Source organism: Corynebacterium sp. HMSC14B06, assembly GCF_001807075.1.
GTDB classification, from domain to species: Bacteria; Actinomycetota; Actinomycetes; order Mycobacteriales; family Mycobacteriaceae; genus Corynebacterium; species Corynebacterium jeikeium_D.
In genome coordinates, this window is the sequence record NZ_KV787396.1 from 125,069 (window position 1) to 143,534 (window position 18,466).

The 18,466-nt window shown below is 59.7% G+C and carries 14 protein-coding genes; 3 read left to right on the top strand and 11 right to left on the bottom strand.

What is annotated here, in order from left to right; translation table 11 throughout:
* Positions 1-96 precede the first annotated feature (96 nt).
* From HMPREF3130_RS09170 to HMPREF3130_RS09210, 9 genes are all read right to left on the bottom strand, one after another.
* Positions 97-975 (bottom strand): HpcH/HpaI aldolase/citrate lyase family protein, encoded by an 879-nt coding sequence (locus HMPREF3130_RS09170; protein WP_070429810.1) that lies wholly within the window; start codon positions 973-975, stop codon positions 97-99.
* A 7-nt stretch (positions 976-982) separates the two neighbouring features.
* Positions 983-1,525, bottom strand: coding sequence for a MaoC family dehydratase (locus HMPREF3130_RS09175; protein ID WP_069359443.1), 543 nt, complete (start codon positions 1,523-1,525; stop codon positions 983-985).
* Positions 1,526-1,527: 2 nt separating this feature from the next.
* Complete coding sequence (locus HMPREF3130_RS09180) at positions 1,528-2,697, bottom strand: acyl-CoA dehydrogenase family protein (protein WP_070429811.1); 1,170 nt, start codon at positions 2,695-2,697, stop codon at positions 1,528-1,530.
* 79 nt (positions 2,698-2,776) lie between these two features.
* Positions 2,777-4,870, bottom strand: coding sequence for an acetyl-CoA carboxylase biotin carboxylase subunit (locus HMPREF3130_RS09185; protein WP_070429812.1), 2,094 nt, complete (start codon positions 4,868-4,870; stop codon positions 2,777-2,779).
* A 53-nt stretch (positions 4,871-4,923) separates the two neighbouring features.
* The gene (locus tag HMPREF3130_RS09190) at positions 4,924-6,504 is read right to left on the bottom strand and encodes a carboxyl transferase domain-containing protein (RefSeq protein WP_070429813.1); all 1,581 of its coding nucleotides are present in this window, start codon (positions 6,502-6,504) and stop codon (positions 4,924-4,926) included.
* A gap of 307 nt (positions 6,505-6,811) precedes the next feature.
* Complete coding sequence (locus HMPREF3130_RS09195) at positions 6,812-7,405, bottom strand: TetR/AcrR family transcriptional regulator (protein WP_016422168.1); 594 nt, start codon at positions 7,403-7,405, stop codon at positions 6,812-6,814.
* A 199-nt stretch (positions 7,406-7,604) separates the two neighbouring features.
* A complete protein-coding gene (purH, locus tag HMPREF3130_RS09200; protein WP_016422167.1) occupies positions 7,605-9,152 on the bottom strand; it encodes a bifunctional phosphoribosylaminoimidazolecarboxamide formyltransferase/IMP cyclohydrolase in 1,548 nt (515 codons plus the stop codon).
* On the bottom strand, positions 9,149-9,802 hold the full coding sequence (purN, locus tag HMPREF3130_RS09205) for a phosphoribosylglycinamide formyltransferase (RefSeq protein ID WP_016422166.1): 654 nt from the start codon (positions 9,800-9,802) through the stop codon (positions 9,149-9,151). Before purN ends, purH begins: the two co-directional genes overlap by 4 nt.
* Positions 9,803-9,859: 57 nt before the next feature.
* On the bottom strand, positions 9,860-11,689 hold the full coding sequence (locus HMPREF3130_RS09210; protein WP_070429814.1) for a cell division protein PerM: 1,830 nt from the start codon (positions 11,687-11,689) through the stop codon (positions 9,860-9,862).
* 534 nt (positions 11,690-12,223) lie between these two features.
* On the opposite strand from HMPREF3130_RS09210, the gene HMPREF3130_RS09215 reads away from it, so the two are divergent.
* Entirely contained in the window at positions 12,224-12,931 is a 708-nt protein-coding gene (locus HMPREF3130_RS09215) for a M23 family metallopeptidase (protein ID WP_070429815.1), read from the top strand.
* 152 nt (positions 12,932-13,083) lie between these two features.
* Entirely contained in the window at positions 13,084-13,575 is a 492-nt protein-coding gene (locus HMPREF3130_RS09220) for a hotdog fold domain-containing protein (protein WP_038627827.1), read from the top strand.
* A gap of 67 nt (positions 13,576-13,642) precedes the next feature.
* On the opposite strand, the gene HMPREF3130_RS09225 is transcribed toward HMPREF3130_RS09220, so the two are convergent.
* Entirely contained in the window at positions 13,643-16,342 is a 2,700-nt protein-coding gene (locus tag HMPREF3130_RS09225; protein WP_070429816.1) for a UvrD-helicase domain-containing protein, read from the bottom strand.
* A gap of 65 nt (positions 16,343-16,407) precedes the next feature.
* Between HMPREF3130_RS09225 and HMPREF3130_RS09230 the strand changes: the two genes are divergently transcribed.
* Positions 16,408-16,782 carry a chorismate mutase gene (locus HMPREF3130_RS09230; protein ID WP_049171980.1) on the top strand — a complete coding sequence of 125 codons (375 nt, stop codon included), beginning with the start codon at positions 16,408-16,410 and terminating at the stop codon, positions 16,780-16,782.
* 22 nt (positions 16,783-16,804) lie between these two features.
* Here HMPREF3130_RS09230 and HMPREF3130_RS09235 read toward each other — a convergent pair whose 3' ends face one another.
* Positions 16,805-18,286 carry an NAD-dependent succinate-semialdehyde dehydrogenase gene (locus HMPREF3130_RS09235; RefSeq protein WP_070429817.1) on the bottom strand — a complete coding sequence of 494 codons (1,482 nt, stop codon included), beginning with the start codon at positions 18,284-18,286 and terminating at the stop codon, positions 16,805-16,807.
* Positions 18,287-18,466 lie beyond the last annotated feature (180 nt).

Here is an 18,466-nt window from a genome sequence, read left to right on the forward strand (position 1 = left end):
ATCTCCTTGGTTTAAGTGACTCCGCATAGTGCGGAGTGTGAGAGGGAATTGTGTTCTTTAGGGGGGATAAATCAGTGGTAGTTACCGGCTGTGGGACTAACCGGTTACAGCGGCTCGCCGAGCAATGGCTTCTGCTTGACGGAAGAGCGGCGCATCCACCATCTGGCCGTCAAAACTGAAGGCACCGGTGTTCTTTTCCGCTTCCGCCAAGAGCCGACGCGCCCAGTCAATCTCCTCGTCGCTAGGGCGATAAGCCTGGCGGATTGTCGGGACCTGACCTGGGTGAATACAGACGGTGGCAGCGAATCCCAACGCAGCGGCATCGGCTGCCTCCGCAGCTAGCCCATCCGCGTCGGAGATATTGACGTAGATGGAATCCAGACTGGCCTTACCGTGCGCCGCTGCCGCCAGGTGAACGTGGCTGCGGGTATGCACCGCCACACTGCGGTAGCTGCCCGCATGGATACGGCCCGGCGCGAGTGCAGCCTCTGCTTCGCTAAAGCGTGATGACGTTCCCGCCAAGCCCGCCACCAGGTCCTCTGCGCCCCAGAACAGCGCAACGACGCCATCGGCCTGCGCCAGCTCTTCGGCGCGCATGACCCCAAGCGGAGTTTCGATAAGGGCAATGACCTGGGTCTTCTCCCCCAGTGCCGCTACCAACTGATCCACTTGCTGCGCCGAGGAGGCCTTGGGCAGCATCACCTGGCGGAAAGCGGTGCCACGCAGCATGTCAATATCCGCTGCGTAGTCCTCAACCTCCGGTGGATTGACACGCACAATGGTGCGGGCCGGATCGAGGTCACAGGAGACGATAGCCTCGCGGGCAGCCTCACGGTTTTCTGCGCGACAGCCGTCCTCCAGATCCAGAATCACCATGTCGGCGCGGTCAGCAGCTTTGCCGAATCGCTCTGGCCGATCGGCCGGCGCAAACAGAATTGCAGGGCCCAGCGGCTGCCAGGAGTTATGCGTAGACATGAGCCACTCACTTCCCCGCTGAAGCTGCGTTCTCGGAGCCGTCGTCAAGCGAAGTCGGTGCGCATTGGACGAGCGTGGAACGGACTGCGCGGCAGACGACGGTGCCGTCCTGGTTGCGTCCGATGTGCTCGAGCTCGACGATGCCCTGGTTGGGGCGGGACTTGGACAGGCGCTTGTTACGGCAGACGGTCTCTGCGTACAGGGTGTCGCCGTGGAACATCGGTGCGGGAAACGCCACTTCGGTGAAGCCGAGGTTGGCGACGATGGTGCCGAGCGTCAGCTGCCCGACAGACAGCCCGACAACCGTCGACAGCGTCCACATCGAATTGACCAGGCGCTCGCCTCCGAATCCCGGCTGCTGGCTCGACCAGTGCGCATCCAGATGCAGTGGCTGGGTGTTCATGGTCAGCGTCGTGAAGAGGACGTCATCGGTTTCAGTGACGGTTCGCCCCGGACGGTGCAGGTAACGCGCGCCAACCTCGTACTCTTCGAACCACAGTCCGCGCTGGACGACGTCGTGGGTGACTTCGGTTGCGTTGTTGTCAGCCATTTTTACAGCCCCAATCCGCGCGCGATCAGCATGAGCTGCACTTCTGTGGTGCCCTCGCCGATCTCCAGGATCTTGGAGTCGCGGTAGTGGCGTGCCACGCGGTACTCGTTCATGAACCCGTAGCCGCCGAAAATCTGCGTCGCGTCGCGCGCGTTGTCCATCGCAGCCTCCGAGGCAATCATCTTGGCGATGTACGCTTCACGACGGAACTCTGCGCCCGCGGCCATCTTTGCGGCTGCGTCGTACCACGCCATACGTGCGGCATGCGCACGCGCTTCCATTCGTGCGATCTTGAAGGAAACGGCCTGGTACTCACCAATCGCACGGCCCATGGAGTGGCGCTCCTTGGCGTGGCGGACCGACTCATCAACACAACCCTGCGCAGCACCGGTGGCAAGCGCTGCGATTGCGACACGCCCCTCGGCCAAGATGGACAGGAAGTTAGCGAAGCCGCGACCACGGGTGCCCAGCAGGTTCTCCTGCGGGACGCGAACATCGGTGAAGGTCAGTGGGTGGGTGTCGGAGGCATTCCAACCGACCTTGTCGTAAGCCGGTTCCGCGACAAAGCCCTCCGTGCCACTCGGCACGATGATGGTAGAAATCTCCTTCTTGCCATCTTCCTTCTGGCCGGTGACTGCGGTGACAGTAACCAGCGAAGTAATATCCGTGCCGGAGTTGGTGATGAACTGCTTGGCGCCGTTGATGACGAAATCATCGCCGTCTTCACGGGCTGTGGTGCGGGTGGCGCCGGCGTCGGAACCTGCATCCGGCTCGGTGAGACCAAAGCCAGCGAGCTTCTTACCAGCAGTCAGCTCGGGCAGGTAGGTCTCCTTCTGCTTGTCATTGCCGAAGTGGAAGATTGGCATGGCGCCCAAACCAACGCCGGCTTCCAGGGTGATAGCGACCGACTGATCGACTTTAGCCAGCTCCTCCAGGGCGATACCGAAGGACAGGTAGTCACCGCCCATGCCACCGACTTCCTCGGGGAATGGCAGACCGAACAGGCCCATTTCGCCCATCTGCGAGACAACCTCGTACGGGAAAGTGTGGTTGCGGTCGTGCTCGGCGGAAACCGGGTCGACAACTTCGTTGGCAAATTCGCGAACTACTTTCTGCAGTTCCACGTATTCGTCGTCGAGGATGGCGGTTGCAATCTTGGTGCTTTCGGACATGATGAGTGCTCCTTAAAAGATTTTGTAGGTGTGGGACTTGATTGGCGTTAGACCTGGTTGGTGCGTTTCGTGTGGGTTTTTATTCCTCGGCTTCGGCCACAGTGATGACCGCCAGTTGCTGGTCACCGGTGACCTGATCGCCCGGCGCGACGGTGAAGCTGACCTCACCCGCAATTTCAGCGGTGAGAGTGTGCTCCATCTTCATGGCCTCCATGACCAACAGAGCATCACCAACTTCGACGCGGGTTCCCTCCTCCACCGCCAACGCGATAATCGCGCCGGGCATCGGAGCTTGGATGACTCCCGAGCCTCCGGCATCGGCTTCGGCTCCGGTGGTGACTACCTCGGTGCGAGGCAGCACCCAGGTGCCGTGAGCACCGGTGACGACGTATTCTTCATGGTTCGCTGCCCCCGCATTGTCGATGGTCTCGACCAGGAAGTGCTGTGCGACACCGTCGCGGACGATGCGCAAGCGCTCCCCGTCGCGGTAGACCGAAACCTTGTAGTTTCGCGGTTCTGGAACGTCGATCTCTTCGTTCTCCGCCTCGGCGGACAGGCCCGCGACCACATCACCAACGATGACGTCGGCGCTCGACGGCGTGCCCACAATCGAGATCAGACGCGAGTCCTCCCCCGTTCCGAAGCGGATGCGCTGCGCGGCAGGGGTACTGGCGCGCCAGCCGTCCGGGGTCAGCCACGGCGAGTCGGTGGCCTCTTCAAAGCGAGAAGTCAGCCAGTCCATCGCAGCGGCGAGGTAGACATCGTCCGGTGTTTCGGAGGTGGCGAAGCCTTCCGCCACACGGTCGAGCAGACCGGTATCAAGATCGCCGACGCGAACCTCGGGGACGTTCAGCAGGTAGCGACAAAAGTCGATATTGACACCGACACCTGCGACAACGGTGTCTCCGAGCGCCCGGTCCAGCCGCTCGAGCGCCTGCTCACGGTTTTCCCCATGGGAGATGATCTTCATCAACATCGGGTCATAGAGGGATGAGACCTCGGAACCGTCGACAATGCCGGAATCCACCCGGATTCCCGCCCCGCTCGGCTCGACGACACGTGTGACCGTGCCACCGGTGGGCAGGAATCCCGCCGCTGGGTCTTCGGCATACACGCGAGCTTCAATCGAGTGACCGGTGAGAGTTACATCTTCCTGAGCAACCGGCAGTGGGCGTCCCGAGGCAATGTCAACCTGCAGTGCCACCAGATCCAGGCCGGTGACCTGCTCAGTTACCGGGTGTTCAACCTGCAGACGCGTATTCATCTCCATGAAGAAGAACGACGACGGGTCCTTCGCCGGCACAATAAACTCCACCGTGCCCGCACCGACATAACCAACCGAGCGGGCCGCGTCACAGGCCGCTTCACCGATTGCGCTGCGCGTTTCCTCATCCAGCAGGGGGCTCGGCGCTTCCTCGATGACCTTCTGATGGCGTCGTTGCAGCGAGCACTCACGCTCGCCCAGGTGGATCACATTGCCGTGTTTGTCTGCGAGGATCTGTACCTCGATATGCCGCGGGGTGTCGACGAAGTGCTCGATGAACAGGGAGTCATCGCCGAAGGCACCCGCCGCTTCACGACGAGCCGTTGCGAGCGCTGCCGGCAGGTCAGCAGCGTTTTCCACGCGGTGCATACCCTTACCGCCACCGCCTGCCGATGGCTTAATCAGGACTGGGAAGCCGATCGATGGGGCTGCCTCAATGAGGTCCTCGTCGCTAAGCCCTGGGCGAGATAGACCCGGCACGGTGGGAACATCGCGGGCTTCGACGGCAGCGCGGGCGGAGATTTTGTCACCCATGGTGTTGATGGCGCTGGCCGGTGGGCCGATGAATTCAATACCTGCTTCCTCACAGGCGGTCGCGAAGTCAGCGTTTTCAGAGAGAAAGCCGTAACCGGGGTGGATTCCGTCCGCGTCGCAGCGGCGAGCGGCATCGATGATCTTGTCGATAACTAGGTAGGACTCGCGTGCCGGAGATGGGCCAATGTGGATGGCCATATCCGCCATGCGTACGTGAGGGGCGTCGGCATCGGCATCCGAGTAGACCGCGACGGAGCGAATTCCGTTGTCACGAAGGGTTCGGATAATGCGGCAGGCAATCTCCCCACGGTTTGCGACCAATACGGTACTCAGGCTGCCGCCAGCTGCGTGGGGCTGCGTGTTGTGCGCTGTCATGTGCCCTGTGTTTCCTTTCAGAAAATGCGGTGTCGAGAGTTTTTAGCTGGTTACTACATGCGGAAGACGCCGAAGCCCCGTTCATCCAGGGGTGCACCACTTGCCACGTCGAGGGCCATGCCAAGAATTCGGCGGGTATCTGCGGGGTCGATGACACCGTCATCCCACAGGCGAGCCGATGAGTAATAGCAGTGCGACTGACGCTCAAACTGCTCGCGAATCGGAGTTTCAAACTCCTCCTGCTCTTCCTGCGACCAGCTCTCACCTGAGCGTTCAATCTGGTTGCGACGAACCGTCGAAAGCGTCATCGCCGCCTGTGGACCGCCCATGACGGAAATGCGAGCATTCGGCCACATCCAAAGGAAGCGCGGCGAATATGCGCGACCGCACATGGAGTAGTTGCCGGCGCCGAAGGCGCCACCGATGACTACAGTGAACTTGGGCACGCGGGTGGTAGCCACGGCGTTGACCATCTTGGCGCCGTGCTTTGCAATACCGCCGGCCTCGTATTCGCGACCAACCATGAAGCCCGTGGTGTTCTGCAGGAATACCAGTGGGATGCCGCGCTGGTCACACAACTCGATGAAGTGCGCGCCCTTCTGCGCAGATTCCGCGAAGAGAATGCCGTTGTTGGCGATAATGCCGACGCGGTGACCGTGGATGCGGGCGAAAGCAGTGACCAAGGTCGTACCGAATTCGGCCTTGAACTCCTGGTACTGACCGCCATCCACGATGATTTCGATGACCTCGTGGACGTCGTAAGGCACTTTGGCATCGACGGGGACGACATCGTAAAGATCGGTCTGGTTGCGAGTCGGCGCGACGGTGGGTTCTGTGTCCCACGGAACTTCCGGGTCCTTGGGGAGCGTTGCGACGATATCGCGGACACGACGCAGTGCATCGGCATCGTTAACCGCAAGGTGGTCGGTAACTCCGGAGGTCTTGGAGTGCAGTTCGCCGCCACCGAGTTCCTCTGGTGTGACATCTTCACCAGTTGCAGCCTTAACAAGTGGCGGACCTGCCAGGAAGATGGTGCCCTGGTTTTTCACAATGACTGCTTCATCGCTCATTGCCGGCACGTATGCGCCGCCGGCGGTACAGGATCCCATCACGGCGGCAATCTGCGGAATGCCGCGGGCAGAGAGGTTGGCCTGGTTGTAGAAAATGCGACCGAAGTGGTCGCGATCAGGGAAAACTTCATCCTGGTTGAGAAGCATGGCCCCACCGGAGTCGACCAAGTAAATGCACGGCAGGTGGTTAAGGCTGGCGATCTCCTGTGCGCGCAGATGCTTCTTGACAGTCAACGGGTAGTACGTACCGCCGGAAACGGTTGCGTCATTAGCAACGACCAGGCAGCGACGACCTTCGATGATGCCAATGCCGGCGATGACGCCAGCAGCCGGAACCTTGCCGCCATACATTTCGTGAGCCGCTAGAGGTGCGACCTCAAGGAAAGGGCTGCCGGGGTCAAGCAGTTGGTTGATGCGCTGACGTGGCAGCAGCTTACCGCGGGAAATATGGCGAGCACGGGCACGTTCGGAACCACCGCGTGCTGTTGTGCTGAGCAGCTCTTTGAGCTCTGCAACGAGTTCTTCGTGGCGCTGTCGGTTGGTCAATGCTGAGGCGTGAGTCATGGGCGAAATACTTTCCGTTAATGACTATTAACTTTCTTGACGGAAAGATTAATGTGACTCCAGTCACCTCACAACAAATTTTGTTTCCTAGACCACACTTCCACCCCCGAGAGCCTTTTAGGCGGCTTGAAGTACGCACACCTCCCCGAGGTCACAGCATGTTTCCAACAGAGATGTAAGTTTCTCCTAGAAATCTGTTTCGGGGGTAAATTCACTCGGATAAGACCGATCGCGCCACACAATAAAACCGCCTGACCCCCACACTGCTGAGCACAGTGAGGCCAGACGGCAGAAGAATGAATACGGATTATTGGTTGTTAATGCCCAGCGCAGCGAGGGCCATCTCAAAGGCATTTTCCCTTGTCGCCTCGGGGCCCGCCCATTTGAGCACATGCCTGGAAGAGTTAATCAACCCAGCGGTGAGCTGGACTTTAAGCTGCGCCTCGTCGGAGGTGAGTTCGGGCTGTAGTTCACGCAGAGCGTCCACCCATAAGACCATGTAAAGACGCTGCAAGGAACGCACTTTTGCGCTCTGCTCTGGCGCCAGATTTCCCCCTTCGCGCTCTTGGACACGAATGCGATCGGGCTCCGTGACTGCAAAATGCACGTGATGCGCAAGGAGGCCCCGAAGAGTCTCCTCTGGCTCCCAATCATTGCTCTTTGCTCGATCGAGAACTGCTCGCGCACCATCGACAAGTCGGATAGAAATATCGATGAGGATCTGCGCCAACAGCTCTTCCTTGCCGCTGAAGTAACGGTAAAGAGCTGGGCCAGAAATGCCGACAGCGGAGCCAACATCCTCCAACCGAGTCTGATGAAACCCTCGGTCGGCCAGGATCGCAGCAGCAGCGGAGAGAATCTCTGCTTCTCGACGCCGTCGCGCTTCGGTTCTACGTGACATAAGCCCTTATGTTAAACGCATTGGAGCCATTTCGTCTGCATAATTATCACCAGCGCCTGCCCTCAGCGTGTGTTCACATAGACCACGGCTCGACAACAGACACACATCCTCGCCCACAGGTCCCCACACGTCCGGGTAGAGAAAAACCGCCGAGGTGACAGTTAGCACCGCGGCGGTTAGCCCCTAATCCAGTAAGGAATTAGTGGAAGAAGTGACGAGTGCCTGTCATGTACATGGTGACGCCAGCTTCCTTGGCAGCAGCTATGACCTCTTCGTCACGGATGGAACCACCTGGCTGGACAACTGCCTTCACACCGGCATCAATCAGGACCTGCAGACCGTCAGCGAACGGGAAGAAGGCATCGGACGCAGCGTAGGCCCCCTGAGTACGGTTTTCTCCGTCGGCAAGCGTATTTGCGCGCTCAACGGCGAGCTTTGCGGAGTCCACGCGGTTGACCTGGCCCATGCCGACGCCGACGGTGGCGTTGTTCTTGGACAGCAGGATGGCGTTGGACTTCACAGCGCGGACGGAGCGCCATGCAAACTCGAGCTCAGCCAGCTCTTCAGCATTCAATGCCTCGCCGGTGGCCAGCTCCCAGTTCTCCGGCTTATCACCCTCTGCCTGGTAAGTATCCGGATCCTGGGTGAGCAGACCACCCGAGATAAACTTGTTCTCGGTGGTCGGTGCTTCGTACTCGGCGACGAGAATACGCAGATTCTTCTTGGCCTTCAGCACCTCAACGGCACCGTCTTCGTAGGACGGAGCGACGATGACCTCGGTGAAGATGTCCTTGACCTGTTCGGCCATCTCAACGGAGACCTCGCGGTTGACGGCAATGACACCGCCGAATGCGGACATCGGGTCACATGCGTGAGCTGCGCGGTGAGCTGCGGCGATGGACTCATCCGAGACTGCGATGCCGCACGGGTTAGCGTGCTTGATGATTGCCACACACGGGCGCTCGTGATCCCAGGCGGCACGCCATGCGGCGTCGGCATCCTGGTAGTTGTTGTACGACATCTCCTTGCCGTTCAGCTGCTTGGCGTTTGCCAGCCCCTTGGTACCAATGCGGGTCAGAGTTGCCGACTGGTGAGAGTTCTCGCCGTAGCGCAGCGGAGTCGGAGTGGATCCCTCAGCGCCACCGAGCTGCTCAACAAACCAGTTGGACACAGCTGCGTCGTAATCAGCGGTGTGCAGGAATGCGTCGCGAGCGAACTCACGGCGCTGCTCGAGGGTGAAGCCGCCTTCCTTCACGGCGGTAGCGACATCGCCGTAACGAGCCGGGTCGACGACGATGGCAACCGACGGGTGGTTCTTCGCCGCAGCGCGAACCATCGACGGGCCTCCAATGTCGATCTGCTCCACGCATTCGTCGTAGGAAGCGCCCGAGGCAACGGTCTCCCGGAACGGGTACAGGTTAACGACAACGAGCTGGAAAGCCTCCACACCGAGCTCCTTCAGCTGAGCCAGGTGGTCTTCCTTGCGGGTATCAGCCAGAATGCCGGCGTGAACACGCGGGTGCAGCGTCTTCACGCGGCCCTCGAGGCACTCCGGGAAACCAGTGAGATCCTCAACCGGGGTCACAGGCACGCCAGCTGCAGCAATCTTGCCAGCCGTGGAACCGGTGGAAACGATTTCCACGCCAGCCTCGTGCAGGTCGCGAGCCAGCTCCTCGAGCCCAGTCTTGTCGTAGACGCTAATCAGAGCGCGCTTGATCGGTTTACGCTGCGTGTTGTCGTTGGTCATTTCAGATAAGCCTTTCGTCCGTCACGCTCAATTCCGTGATCGGCAATCGAGTGCAATACATCAACCAGGAGTCGGCGTTCGACAACCTTGATTCGTTCGTGCAGGGTCTCCACCGTGTCGTCGTCCTCGACGGCCACTGGCTGTTGCGCCAGAATCGGCCCGGTGTCCACTCCATTATCAACGATATGCACGGTCGTGCCGGTGACCTTCACCCCGTAGTCAAGTGCATCCGGTACCGCACGCGCCCCTGGGAAGGACGGCAGCAGCGCTGGGTGCGTATTAATGATGCGATTGCTGTAGGCCTCCACAAATGATGGCCCCAGAATGCGCATGAAACCCGCCGAGACAACGATATCCGGCGAAAAACTGTTCACGGCCTCTAAAACACGAATATCCCAACCTTCTCGGTCCTTCTTTGCCTCAGCATCGAAAGGCACCCGAAAAGTTGGGATATTGAGGTTTTGAGCCCTCTCCAGCGCCGGACAATCCTTGTCCGAACCAACCGCGACAATCTGAACCTTTTCAGCGTCCAGCAGTTCCAGCATCGACTGCAAAAGGGAGCCCAGGCCAGAGGCCAGGACTACGATGCGGAGCTGCTTGCTGGAGGAATTATTGTGCGAAATTTCTGCGACGGGCTGTGCTTCAGTCACGGCGTTTAGCTTACCCAGCCCGGCAGAGACCCCAAATTCCGCTCCCCCTAAGTTGGCTTAGCTCTTTTGGCTTGACGACGGTTCCCCGTCGCCGCCTTCCTCCGAGTCTTCGGTGTCCTCATCGGATTCGTCCTCGTCGGTCGCATCTACTTCGCCCGATGCTTCTCCGCCTGCGGCGCTTTCTGAATCCTCTTCAGAGTCGTCCGATTCCTCAGCGTCTTCTGAAGTGTCTTCAGACTCAGCACCGGACTCTGATTCCTCCTCTGTGTCGGACTCGGCTTCGTCTTCGGAGGTCGCTTCATCTTCGGAGGTCGCTACGACTTCCCCGTCGACAATCTCCTCCGACTCCTCCGAACCGCTCCCGTCATTGTCGGACTTATCGGCGTCGCCGGCATCCTCAGCCTCAGCATGACCGTTTCCATCTCCCGCAGGCTTCGGCGGGAACTTCTCGGCGGCCACTTCCGAGACTCCCTTGTCCCTACCAAGTGACGGCACACCGGTCATCGCAACAACCACGATGGCCCCCGGAACAACCAGCCACATCGAGCCGAGCAGTCCAGTCAGCCACCAGGAGGCACCGGCCCACCCAAAGATGCCAACCTCACCGCCGAGCAGCCAAGCCAGCCCCATGAGGAAGATGATCGACCACACGGCAGCGAGAACGACGACCAGGTAGGGCTGCTTCGGTGCAGATTTCTTCAGGAATGCCACGACGCGCCAAGCCGCAACGGCTGGCGGTAGCACAATCAGCACTCCGAAAGCCCAGTGCACCAGCGACTGAGGCATGGCAGCCAAAATCGGCAGCGGTGGCAGCTGAGCCGGGTGCACTGCGAACAGCCCAGCCTCCGCTGGCCCAAACGTCGATTTTCCGCCCACCAGCACACCGACAGCACCGAAGGCCACATTTGGCAGGTACAGCAGCGAGAGGCCGCTGACCGCAACACTTTCACCGACGGTATCCGTGATTGCAAATGTCTCTGCCAGCAACTCTCGATGCCAAATCAGCGAAACGAGTGTCACCACAACACCGGCCAGCCACAGCCATGCCACGTAGCTGCCCGCCAGACGGGCCGACCCGAGCAACCACTCCGGCAGCTTCCGGCGCAGCAGTAGTGCACGCAGCAACCGCTGCCCCATTCCCAGCACCAAGGCCACGAGATTTACAAGCAGCGCGGCTGCAATCGCAAGGCCGAAACTAGGGGTCTGAACGCGGGGAAACACCTTCGACGCGTCGTAAAGCATGAGCCACGCGATGATGGTGAGAACAATGGGCGTGCCCAGATACGCGCCGACCAACGCGCGGACATCCTTGATGCTGATGCGGTCAGCGACTTCGCGGCGTACACGCCAGGCGATGAACAACACCATCAGCACCGCGGGCAGTGCTGGTGTGAGCCCCAGCGTCGTGCCGTTAAAACGGAACGGCGCGAGGTTAAAGATCATCCACATCGACGCGATACTCGCTGGAAGCGGAGACATTCCAGCGCCACTGACGATGACGCCAATCAGAGCTACCGAGATGATGAACAGCAATACGACGCCGTAAGAACCGGCAACAGACAGCCCAAACCGGCGTGTACGAGGCGAGTTAATGAAACGACGGAACCCCGAGGGACGCCCCTTGCGTGACGACGTTCCGGAGCCCCCCGCTTTCATCTTCGTCGTGGCGGCTCGATTGCTGTCGGCACCGACGCTGCGCGCACCGCCAGCCTGACCGGCCTGCGTATTCTGCCATGCGCGGGCAGTGCGCTCGCTGCGGACGCTACGGGAACCCCCGCCGCTGCCACCGGCACCGGTGCGGCTTCGCCGATTTCGATCGCTACCGGAGGAACCTCTCCGCGAATCCGCGCCTTTCACAGTGACATCGTCCTTCCCGCGTCTAATCATTGACAGCTGATTGCCCACCTATATAGATAGGGTGCCACGCAAGGGTGCGTCACAGCCATGGCCATATAGTGCCATACATACAACGCCTCTTTGTTTAGGCATTGCAGAGTCTAATTTGAAGGTACGGATCCCAGGACGGACGGTATCCGTTGAGTCCGATCTCCTTTTGCCCCCTCCCCCCCCAAAGTGGCTTCACCTTTGGTTTCCATTTGTCAACGCCGATGGGTTACTTTTTGCCACCCCCGCGACCACACCCTTAGTTCACCCGGAAACTACTTGCCGATCCCCCTACCCAGCCCCTCGATTAAGGGGCATCCGCCATAAATCCCCTGGCAACACACCGGTTGCGCTTCACCGGATCCGTGATACAAGACAACAGCCCCACGGCCACAGCACGGCCCTATTGAACTGAAACTGACGAATCAGCGAACAAGTTCTCTAAAAACAAGTTGCTTGCCCTATATCGAACCGTTATTATCGCAGAAGTTAGATAACAGTTGGGTTACAAAGAGTTTCGTTGGCAGGGAGATTGAAGTGACGTTTTTCAATGCTCGTCGCGGAGGCGGAAAGCACCGCAAGGTAGAGGTTTCCGCAACTTCTCGCGCAGCACTGGTCGCACTGTCCGCATCGACGATCGCTTCCTCCAACGCGGTCGCCCACGCAGCTGAGACCGAGAATAAGGCTCCGGAGAACTCAGCTTCGACTCAGACCCGCGCTGCTCAGCCGAAGAACAACGCTCCGATGGTGCTGGCCTCCAGCTCCTTCAATCCGAGCACTAACCTCAGCGACCACCTCGCTACGGCGTTGCAGTACAACCAGGAGCGCGTTGCTCGCGACCAGGCTGCCCGCGCTCCGAAACTCTCCATCCCGACCGTGGGGCTGCTGACCTCACCGTTCGGCTCACGCTGGGGAACCTTCCACTACGGTGTCGACCTGGCTAACGTCACCAACACCCCAATCATGTCCGTCATGGACGGCACTGTTATCGATGCAGGCCCGGCTCAGGGCTACGGCCAGTGGATTCGCGTTCGCCATGACGACGGCTCTGTTTCCGTCTACGGCCACATCGAGTCCATCTACGTTGCTGTCGGAGAAGCTGTCCGAGCTGGTCAGGTCATCGCCGGTATGGGCAACCGCGGCTTCTCCACCGGTACGCACCTCCACTTCGAGATCCACCCGGATGGCACCGCTCCGGTCGACCCGGTGACCTGGTTCATCCAGCGTGGTCTGAACCTGAACTAATCAGGTATCGGCACAGGTACGAGCAAGCCTGGCCGCTCTGCGAAGGCCCTACCTGTGCACCGGCCCCTGTTTGACCGCGGCTGCAAGCCTCCCCTGATTAAATTTTTCAGAAACCGGCATCGCCGCCGGTACTGGGGCTTTACTCTTGACACATGGCAGAGACTCAAACATTCCGCATGTGGAAGAAGTTGGCTGCGACTCCAGTCGTCGGCAAGCGTCTATTTTCCTTAACCGCCGCATTGACGGCGCCATATTTCCGCACAATCTGTCCCAAGCTAGAGACGATGCAGCCTGGACTGGCGGTAGCGCGCATGCCCGCTTGGTGGGGCGTGCGTAATCACATTAAGTCCGTGCATGCGATTGCTGCGTGTAACCTCGCTGAATTCGCGATGGGCATGCTCTGTGAGGCCAGCGTACCGACAACGCATCGCTGGGTTCCAAAGGGCATGACGACGAACTACAAGCGCATCTCCGTTGGTGGCCTGACGGCTGTGGCCAAGGCTGAGTTGCCGGACTTCTCCACCATCACACCGGAGACTGGTGGGGTAGATTTTCCCGTCCACATCGTGCTGACCGATGCCAACGGCACCGAAGTACAAGATGCCACCATCAACTGCTGGGTGACAGCGAAGAAGCCTAAGTAGCCTCCACGCGATAGTGGCACGTGCACGGCCGCGGGTAGGGACGGCCAGTCGGGCGGTGGTTGTTCTTTTACAACTTCTCCATGGGCACGCCGCCGATAAGCATCATGCGGACCTTACCTGCGGATCCAAAGTCAATCATCGCAGTTGCCCGGGGCGCGGCCCCTTGGACCTCAAGCACAGTGCCTAAGCCGTACTTGTCGTGAACAACCTTGTCACCGGGCTCTAGGTGCAAGACCTGATTCTTCTTTCGGGATGACGCACCAGAGTTAGAGGATCCACCAGAGCCGAAGCCCGAGCTGGAACCGAAGCCCGACGAGGCACCATGGCCACGACCAAACGCGCTGCCCGCGCCGTAGCCACCAGAACCAAAACCACCAGAACCGGCGCCCCAGCTGCGAGCCGGAGCCTCGCGCAGCCAATCGATCAGGTCGCTTGGGACTTCCCCCAGGAAACGTGAAGGCGGATTATTCTGCGGCGAACCCCACGAGGACCGAGTCACAGCGCGCGTGAGATACAGCTGCTTGCGAGCTCGGGTAATACCCACATAGGCCAGACGTCGCTCTTCAGCCAGCTCCTTCGGATCGCCCAGGGCGCGCAGGTGCGGGAACAGTCCGTCTTCCCAGCCAATGAGAAATACCACCGGAAACTCCAGGCCCTTAGCCGTATGTAGCGTCATCAACGTCACTACACCGGTGTCATCATCCGGAATCTGATCCGCATCGGCCACCAGAGAAACTCGCTCGAGGAATGCCTGCAGACTTCCCGGTTCCGCTTCCCCATCGTTGTCGAAGTCGGCCGCGAAATCACGCGCGAGGTCATTCGCGATCTCAGATTCCACCTCGGACTCGCCACTGGTATCAGCACCGCTTTCAGCATCAGCTGCAGCGCCAGAGCCTTCATTTACATCAGCGCTAATATCCACCGACGACATCATCCGCGCCTCTGCAGAGAACTCCCGCGCAACGCTGACGAGCTCATTGAGGTTGTCCAGGCGCGTGGCATCTTGCGGATCATTGGAGCGCTCGAGCTCCGACTTGTATCCACTGCGGTCAATAATCGCGTTGACCAAGTCACCGATATCGGCCAGTTCACCGGATGCCATATCCGCCGCCAGAGCATCAATCATCTCGACGAACGCCGCCATCGCGTTTCGACTCCGCGCCGCCACCGCCGGAACCTTGCCCTCAGCTACGGCACGCAGCGCCGTGCCAAACGAGCACCGCTCGTCTTCGGCATAGAGCGACACATGCGCCACCGCACGGTCACCGATTCCACGCCGCGGCGTATTGATAATGCGACGCAGCGAAACATCATCGTCGAAGTTCTCAATAACGCGCAGGTAGGCGACAATATCGCGTACTTCCTTACGCTCATAAAACCTGGTGCCACCAACCACCGTGTACGGCACGCCCATACGAATGAAGACATCCTCTAGAGCACGGGAGGAATTATTGGTGCGGTAGAAAATCGCCACATCCGAGTACGAGTGCGGCCCGTAATCGACCAATTGCTCAATCTCGTTAGCAATAAACCGGGCCTCATCGTGCTCATTGTCCGCTACGTAGCCCTTGATCTTGCCGCCCTCACCGAGATCGGTCCACAGCTTCTTCTCCCGGCGATTCTCATTGCGCGCGATCAACGCATTGGCCGCCGACAGAATCGTCTGCGTCGAGCGATAGTTTTGCTCCAGCAGAATCGACGTGGCCTCCGGATAGTCCTTCTCAAACTCCTCAATATTGCGAATAGTCGCACCACGGAAGGCATAAATGGACTGGTCCGAATCGCCCACCACACACAGCTCACTCGGAGGCACATCTCCACCGGGCTTGCCGACGAGCGTCGAGACCAAAACATACTGCGCATGGTTGGTGTCCTGGTATTCGTCCACCAACACATGCCGGAAACGGCGACGGTAATACTCTGCAACCTGCGGGTGATTGGTGAAAATCCGAACGACCTCACCGATTAGATCGTCAAAGTCCACGGCATTAGCCGCCCGTAGCCTGGTCTGGTACTCCAGGTAAACCCGTGCAACGACGTCATCAAAAGGATTGCGCGTCGTCGACGCGTCCGCGAGGGCCTTCTCCGGGTCAATCAACTCATTCTTGAGATTGGAGATACGCGACGAGAGCACGCGGCCGGTGAACTTCTTGGCATCTAGGTCCATGTCCTTAGCGATAATGGACAGCAAACGCCGGGAGTCGTCCGAATCATAAATAGAGAAATTGGAATTAAGCCCCGGTACTAGCGCATGCTGCATGCGCAGTATGCGCACACACATGGAGTGGAACGTGGACACCCACATACGCCGCGCCTGGTCACCGACCAGTCCCGCCACACGCTCGCGCATCTCGGCTGCGGCCTTATTGGTAAAGGTAATAGCCAAAATTTGGCTTGGCAGGACCCCACGCGCACCGATCAGGTATGCAATCCTGCGCGTCAGCACAGATGTCTTTCCTGAACCCGCTCCAGCCACAATCAACAGTGGTGAACCAATGTGCTCCACTGCTTGGCGCTGCTGCGGATTAAGCCCCTCTAGCAGCGACTCTGAATCAAAACTGGGCTCGAAGCCACCGCCAAAACCGCCGCCAAAGCTGGCAGCGTCACTCGGTGCGCTATTGCTACCAGCGCTGGCGAAGTGGCCGAACCCACCACGGCCAGGCGTAGCACCGCCCGCCTCACCGTGGTTCGAACCAGCATGGCTATCGCCACTACGTCCATCGTCAGCATTGAAGGACCCGAACAGCATTCCAGTTTCATTTCCCATGATGGCTACTACAGTAGCCGAGCCCCCGGATTGGACTGTTCGAATCCTTTGGCACAATAAGAACTATGAGCGAAAACCCTGCGGACACTCGCGCCGCACACACCGACAACACCGACGGCGCCGAGCACAGCCAGCAGGCGGCGGCAGTATCCCCTTTTGAAGTCCGCACCCCCACCGGTACCGATGACCCGTTGAGCTCCGCGGAGATCGAACAGTACCGCAAGGAAATCAACCGCCTTGACGGGCTGATTATCGATGCCATTCAACGCCGCACCGCAATCAGTAAGGCCGTCGGCAAAACCCGCCTGGGATCTGGCGGCACGCGTCTCGTGCACGGCCGAGAGGTGCAGATCATCAACGAGTTCCGCGACGCACTTGGCCCAGAGGGCCCGGCAATCGCGTCGGCGCTGCTGCGCATGGGACGCGGTCGCCTGGGCTAACCCTCGCCAGCTACCTGTCCTGCTAGCCTTCCAGGGAAATCAGCTTTTCCTCTAGGAACTCATTGATACCGGTGAAGCCGCCCTCACGGCCAAGACCGGACTGCTTGACACCACCGAACGGCGCCGACGGGTCCGACAGCGAGCCCTTATTGACCGCAACCATGCCGGACTCCAATGCCTCTGCCGCACCAAGTGCCTTGGTCAGGTTCTCACTGAACACATACGCCGCCAGACCAAAGATCGTGTCATTTGCCTGCTCAATCGCGTGCTCATCGTCCGTGAAGGTTGTCACTGCAACCACCGGACCGAAAATCTCTTCGCGGACAATATCCGCATCCTCGGGCACATCGGTCAGAACTGTGGGCTCGAAGAAGTAGCCGTCGGAAAGCGCGCCGCCGAGATCTGGGATCTTGCCGCCGCACTCTACTTTCGCACCGCGCTTGACCGCATCGTCAACCAGATCACGAACCTTTTCCTGTTGATCACGCAGCGCGAGTGGCCCAAGGTCCGTCGCCGGATCGGTACCCTCGCCCAACTTCAGCTCCGCAAAACGCTTGACGACGCCTTCTACGAACGCATCCTTCTTGGATTCATGAACAATAAAGCGATTCGGGGCGATACACACCTGGCCGCCATTGCGGAGCTTGGCGTCACTGACTGCCTGCACAGCCTTATCAACATCACCATCAGAGAGAATGACAAACGGAGCATTCCCGCCGAGCTCAAGGGAAACTTTCATCGAAGTTTCCGCGGCCTTCGCAGCGAGCATCTGGCCAACTTCGGTGGAACCGGTGAAGGTGAACTTGCGCAGGCGGTCATCGGAAAGCAGGGCCGAAACGTTGGCTGAGTGTCCTGTTGGCAGCACGGAGATTACGCCTGCGGGGACACCGGCTTCGATAAGCAGTTTGCCCAGGTAGAGCATGGTCAGCGGAGTTTTGGACGCCGGCTTAATAATGACCGGGCAGCCGGCGGCGAGTGCCGGGGCGATCTTGCGGGTACCCATAGCCAGCGGGAAATTCCACGGCGTAATAGCCAAAGCCGGGCCGACCGGCTGCTTAATCACCGCGACGCGCGAGGTTCCGCTCGGAGAAATTCGGTAATCGCCGGAGATACGCACGGCCTCCTCAGCGAACCAACGAAAAAACTCGCCACCGTAGCCGACCTCAGCCTTGGAATCCGGCAACGCACGGCCCATCTCCAGGGACTGCAGCTGGGCCAACTTGTCTGCATCCCGACGGATGAGTTCAAAAGCGCGGTAAAGAATCTCGCTGCGCTTGCGGGGCGGGGTTACCTTCCACTCCTTCTGGGCTGCGACGGCGTCGTCAAGCGCCTGCCTGGCGTCCTCCTCTGTGGCGGAGGCGACCTGGACCAGCGGCTTATCTGTCGCGGGGTTAACGACATCGAAGGTCTCACCATTCGACGCGGGACGGAACTCGCCGCCGAGGAGAAGGCCTGTGGGGACATCTTTGAGGATGTTGTCGTAATCAGGGGTGAAATCAGTCATATTTTCCAGGGTAGGTGCCTTTGCTGAAGCGGGCTAGGGACTCGTAGGTGGCGGATAGTCGACGGATGGTCGGCGCATAGGCGGAGCATAGGCACCGCGGAATCGAGCTGCCAGCAGATTGTGGTCACGCCTGATCGAATACTGTCGCCCGGCGAGAGCGCCAAAACGCAACTAGTCTGG